At 71.3% G+C, this 4,491-nt stretch carries 2 protein-coding genes and 1 pseudogene; 2 read left to right on the top strand and 1 reads right to left on the bottom strand.

All coding sequences use genetic code 11. The features are described from left to right. Positions 1 to 613: pseudogene (locus tag ACFC02_RS41755) on the top strand (hypothetical protein); the annotation flags it as partial. 68 nt (positions 614 to 681) lie between these two features. Here the strand turns inward: ACFC02_RS41755 and lysS are convergent. Then, positions 682 to 2,424, bottom strand: a complete 1,743-nt coding sequence (lysS, locus tag ACFC02_RS41760; RefSeq protein WP_376368122.1) for a lysine--tRNA ligase — start codon at positions 2,422 to 2,424, stop codon at positions 682 to 684. 218 nt (positions 2,425 to 2,642) lie between these two features. Between lysS and argS the strand changes: the two genes are divergently transcribed. Next, positions 2,643 to 4,406, top strand: a complete 1,764-nt coding sequence (gene argS / locus ACFC02_RS41765; protein WP_376368124.1) for an arginine--tRNA ligase — start codon at positions 2,643 to 2,645, stop codon at positions 4,404 to 4,406. Positions 4,407 to 4,491 lie beyond the last annotated feature (85 nt).

A 4,491-nucleotide genomic window follows, 5' to 3' on the forward strand; every position in this document is an offset into this window, starting at 1 on the left:
GGTGCCGGCCGGCGGGCAGCCGCGTGCGCTGCCGGCCGAGCGCGGCCCGGAGCCGGACCAGCAGGCGTACGTGCCCGACCCCGAGCAGAGCCCGTGGTTCCAGGCGCCGAAGCAGGTCGACTACCACGGTGGCTACGACCCTACGTACGAACCGGAGCCGTCCTACGGTCCCGAGCCGCCGTACGAGGAGTGGTACGAGGAGCAGCAGCCGGAGCAGCCCGAGCGGTCCGGGCCCCCGCCCCGCCCCGCGCACCCGGAGCAGGAACACCGGGAGCAGGACCATCGGGAGCAGGAACACCCGGAGCCCCCCGGGCACCCCGCGTCGCAGCCGTCCGCCGAGGACACGGGCGCCTTCCCCGTCCCCGCGGGCCCCAACCGCACCCGTGAGCTGGGCGAGGGCGGCGGCACTGCTCCGCAGTCCCCGGACGAGGAGGGCCTGTACCAGGTGTTCCGGTACTCGATAGAGGGCGAGGGCATGCCGACGCCCGGCACCTTCGCCGCGAACGTCGAGGCGGCGTACGGGCTGCGCCTGCGCTCCCGCGAACTGGGTCAGTACATGGACCGGTTCACGGCCCGTCTCAACGACGAGCTGATGGAAGAGCACATCGCATAGGCGCACGGCAACGCGAAGGGGGCCCTCCGGGCGGAGGGCCCCCTTCGCGTGCGGCGCGTCCCGCGTGGCTACGCCCCGAGCAGCGTCCGCACCCGCTCCTGGCCCACCGCGAGCAGCAGCGTGGGCAGGCGCGGGCCGGTGTCGCGGCCGACGAGCAGGTGGTAGAGGAGCGCGAAGAACGTCCGCTGGGCGGTCTTGATCTCCGGGGGCAGTTCCTTGGGCGTGGCGTCGGCGGAGAAGCCGGCCTGGACCTTGGGCACGCCGTAGACGAGGTGGGTGAGCCCGTCGAGCGACCAGTGCTCGGCCAGGCCGTCGAGCAGCAGCCGCAGCGACCGCAGGGAGGCCTCGTCGAGCGACTTGAGCAGGTCGGTGTCCGGCTCGGCGCGCACGATGGTGCGCTGGTCGGCGGGGACGTGGGTGTTGATCCACGCCTCGGCCTTGTCGTACCGGGGGCGGGCCTCGTCCAGGGAGCCGAGCGGGTCGGCCGGGTCCAGCTCGCTGAGGATGCGCAGCGCCTGGTCCTGGTGGCCGGCGGTGATGTCGGCGACGGAGGCGAGCGTGCGGTACGGCAGCGGGCGGGAGGTCTTCGGCAGTTCCCCGGCGGCGGTGCCCACGGCGCGCGTGTAGGCGGCGACGTCGCCGGGCAGCGCGCTGCCGTCGGCGACCTTGCCCGCCAGCTTGTCCCACTCGTCGTACAGCCGCTGGATCTCCTGGTCGAAGGCGATCTTGAAGGACTGGTTGGGGCGGCGGCGGGCGTACAGCCAGCGCAGGAGCTGCGGCTCCATGATCTGGAGCGCGTCGCCGGGCGTGGGCACGCCGCCCTTGGACGAGGACATCTTCGCCATGCCGGAGATGCCGACGAAGGCGTACATCGGGCCGATGGGTTGCTTGCCGTCGAAGATGCCGACGATCTGCCCGCCGACCTGGAAGGACGAGCCGGGCGAGGAGTGGTCGACGCCGGACGGCTCGAAGATCACGCCCTCGTACGCCCAGCGCATCGGCCAGTCGACCTTCCAGACCAGCTTGCCGCGGTTGAACTCGCTGAGCCGGACGGTCTCCGAGAAGGCGCAGGCCGTGCAGGTGTAGGTCAGCTCGGTGGAGTCGTCGTCGTAGGAGGTGACGGTGGTGAGGTCCTTCTCGCAGTTGCCGCAGTAGGGCTTGTACGGGAAGTACCCGGCGGAGCCGGAGCTGCCGTCGTCCTCGCCGGCGGCGCCCGAGCCCTCGGCGGCCTCCAGCTCGGCCTCGTCGGCCGGCTTCTGCTGCTTCTTGGCGCCCGCCTTGGGCTTGGTGCGGTACTGGGCGAGGATCGCGTCGATGTCGCCGCGGTGCCGCATCGCGTGCAGGATCTGCTCGCGGTAGACGCCGGAGGTGTACTGCCGGGTCTGGCTGATGCCGTCGAACTCCACGCCCAGTTCGGCCAGCGAGGCGACCATGGCGGCCTTGAAGTGCTCCGCCCAGTTCGGGTGCTCCGAACCGGCCGGGGCGGGGACCGAGGTCAGCGGCTTGCCGATGTGCTCGGCCCACGACTCGTCGACGCCGGGGACGCCCGCCGGGACCTTGCGGTACCGGTCGTAGTCGTCCCACGAGATCAGGTGCCGCACCTGGTGGCCGCGGCGGCGCACCTCGTCGGCGACGAGGTGCGGGGTCATGACCTCACGCAGGTTGCCCAGGTGGATGGGGCCGGAGGGGGAGAGTCCGGACGCGACGACGACGGGTTTGCCGGGGGCCCGACGCTCCGACTCCTCGATGACCTCATCCGCGAAACGGGAGACCCAGTCGGTGGTCTCGGTGCTCTGAGCCACGATCGGCACGTCCTCTTTCCTGAAGTTCTCCGTGAGCTGCCAATGCGGTCGCACGGCTGACCGCTCCATTGTCCCAGGCAGGTCGGCATCCACGAAAACGCGTTGTCAAGGCATTGGACGGCTCCGCGGGCGCCGGGGTTGGCCGGGCGGGAGGAAAATTCGCTTTGCCCCCCATGGGATACTGGCCGTGACTATCCATCCCCACGAGGAGAACGGCACCCATTCCTATGGCCTCGGTCACGTCCCTCACCGCCTCCGTCCACCAGCGTCTCGCGAACGCCCTCTCGGCCGCCCTGCCGGAGGCCGCCGCCGCGGACCCGCTGCTGCGACGGAGCGACCGAGCGGACTTCCAGGCCAACGGGATCCTGGCGCTGGCGAAGAAGGCGAAGGCGAACCCGCGCGAGCTGGCGGCGCAGGTCGTCGAGCGGGTGGTCACCGGTGACCTGATCCGCGACATCGAGGTCTCCGGCCCCGGCTTCCTCAACATCACGGTCACCGACCGCGCGATCACCGAGAACCTGGCCGCGCGCGCCACCGACCCGGCCGGCCGGCTCGGCGTGCCGCACGCCGACCACCCGGGCACCACGGTGATCGACTACGCCCAGCCGAACGTGGCGAAGGAGATGCACGTCGGCCACCTGCGCTCGGCGGTGATCGGCGACTCGGTGGTGCAGCTCCTGGAGTTCACCGGGGAGAACGTGGTGCGCCGCCACCACATCGGCGACTGGGGCACCCAGTTCGGCATGCTCATCCAGTACCTGGACGAGCACCCGCACGAGCTGGACCACAAGGCCGGCGAGGTCAGCGGCGAGGAGGCGATGTCCAACCTGGACCGCCTCTACAAGGCCGCGCGCAGGAAGTTCGACTCCGACGAGGAGTTCAAGACGCGGGCCCGGCGCCGGGTGGTCGACCTCCAGGCGGGCGACCCGCGCACGCTTCAGATGTGGCAGAAGTTCGTCGACGAGTCGAAGATCTACTTCTTCTCCGTCTTCGAGAAGCTGGACATGGAGATCCGGGACGCGGACATCGTCGGCGAGTCGGGCTACAACGACATGCTGGCGGAGACCTGCCGCCTCCTGGAGGAGTCCGGCGTCGCCGTCCGCTCGGAGGGCGCCCTGTGCGTCTTCTTCGACGACGTCCTGGGCCCGGACGGCAACCCGGTCCCGCTGATCGTCCAGAAGTCCGACGGCGGCTACGGCTACGCGGCCACCGACCTCTCGGCCATCCGCGACCGCGTCTTCAACCAGAAGGCGGACACCCTGCTCTACGTCGTGGACGCCCGTCAGTCCCTGCACTTCAAGATGGTCTTCGAGACCGCGCGCAGGGCGGGCTGGCTGAACGAGGGCGTGAAGGCGCAGCAGCTCGCCTTCGGCACGGTCCTCGGCAAGGACGGCAAGCCGTTCAAGACGCGTGAGGGCGAGACGGTCCGCCTGGTCGACCTGCTCGACGAGGCGATCGACCGCGCCTCGGCGGTGGTGCGCGAGAAGGCGCTGGACCTGTCCGAGGAGGAGATCGCCGAGCGCGGCGCCCAGGTGGGCATCGGCGCGGTGAAGTACGCGGACCTGTCGACGTCGGCGAGCCGGGACTACAAGTTCGACCTGGACCAGATGGTCTCGCTCAACGGCGACACGTCCGTCTACCTCCAGTACGCGTACGCCCGTATCCAGTCGATCCTGCGCAAGGCGGGCGGGGCCGCGCCGGCCGCGCACCCCGAGCTGGAGCTGTCGCAGGCCGAGCGGGCTCTCGGGCTGCACGCGGACCGGTTCGCGGAGACGGTCGCGGAGGCCGCCGCCGAGTACGCCCCGCACAAGCTGACGGCGTACCTCTACCAGCTGGCGTCCCTGTTCACGACGTTCTACGACAAGTGCCCGGTGCTGAAGGCCGAGACGCCCGAGCAGGTGGAGAACCGCCTGTTCCTGAGCGACGTCACGGCCCGCACGCTGCACCAGGGCATGGCCCTGCTGGGCATCCGGACGCCCGAACGGCTCTGAGCCGTTCCGCGGCCGGCACGCAGGGGCGACGACGGGCCGGGGGGGGGGGGCCCCGCCGGGGGGGGGGGCCCCCCCCCGGGGGGCC

The organism is Streptomyces sp. NPDC056160, assembly GCF_042268205.1.
Lineage (GTDB): Bacteria > Actinomycetota > Actinomycetes > Streptomycetales > Streptomycetaceae > Streptomyces.